Raw genomic sequence first — 1,172 nt, forward strand, 5'->3', positions numbered from 1 at the left:
GCCGGCGGCATCATGCTCTCCACGCAGGTGCTTGTGTGGCTGGCCGTCGGTGGCCGCGGCACGCTCATCGGCGCCTTCGCCGGAGCTGTGATCGTCACGATGGGCCAGCAGTACCTCGGCGAGGCGATCGGCTCGTGGTACCTGCTCGTGCTCGGCGTGATCTTCCTCATCGTCGTGCGCTTCGCCCCGGGAGGCCTCGTCGGGCTCGTGCGCCGCGTCATCCGCATCCCCGCCTACCGTGCGGCAAGGCAGGACGCGCGGCTATCCAGCCCGATCCCCCGGCGGACGCTGCCCACGAAGACGGAGTTCGCCGTGCAGGCCCGCGACATCCGCATGTCCTTCGGCGCGACGAAGGTGCTCCTGGGCGTCGACCTCATGGTCCCAACAGGGGAGGTTCTCTGCCTCATCGGGCCGAACGGCGCCGGCAAGACGACGCTGCTGAACATCGTCGCCGGAGACGTGGCCCCTACCACCGGCACGGTGGCGATCTTCGACGCCGACGCGAGCCGGTGGCGCATCCACCGTCGCGCCCTCGCGGGCATGGGCAAGGTGTTCCAGATCCCGAGCGTCTTCACAGAGCTCTCCCCGGCCGACAACCTCCGCCTCGCACGCAGCGAAGCACTCCAGCCGCGAGAGGTTCCCGAAGCACTTGCCCGATTCGAACGGGACGACGCACGCTCAGCCGCCGAGCTGCCGCTGGCGGATCGTCGGTCGCTTGAGCTCGCGATGGTGCTCACGTGGGGGCCGGAGGTCGTCATCCTGGACGAGCCCGCCGCCGGTCTGTCGCACGAGGAGTCCGTCGCACTGGCGCGGCTCCTGCGCAGCGTCGCGACCGAGACCGGTGCGACGCTGGTGATCATCGAGCATGACATGGACATCGTCCGCGAACTCGCGGACCGCGTCGTGGTGCTCGCGAACGGACGCTTCCTCGCGGAGGGGACGATGGAGGAGATCGCCGCGCGAGACGATGTGAAGGATGCCTACTTGGGAGTTGTGACGTGATCGAGGTGAATGCGCTCGCGGCCGGTTACGACGGAGTCCCCGTCGTCCCGCGCCTGGACCTGACCATCGTCGCCGGGGAAGTGATCGCGTTCCTGGGCCGCAACGGCATGGGCAAGACCACGGTGATGCGCACGTTGGCCGGCCACCTGCCCGCGATCGACGGGGAAGTG

At 69.1% G+C, this 1,172-nt stretch carries 2 protein-coding genes; both read left to right on the top strand.

Features of this window, described 5'->3' with window-relative positions; genetic code table 11:
* The coding region (locus ACX3PH_RS15960) for an ABC transporter ATP-binding protein (RefSeq protein ID WP_459093689.1) at nucleotides 1-1,002 on the top strand (1,002 nt) is incomplete at its 5' end.
* A 5-nt stretch (nucleotides 1,003-1,007) separates the two neighbouring features.
* Nucleotides 1,008-1,172: ATP-binding cassette domain-containing protein (locus tag ACX3PH_RS15965; RefSeq protein WP_459093690.1), on the top strand; the 165-nt coding region annotated here is incomplete at its 3' end.

This window comes from Homoserinimonas sp. A520 (assembly GCF_054489245.1).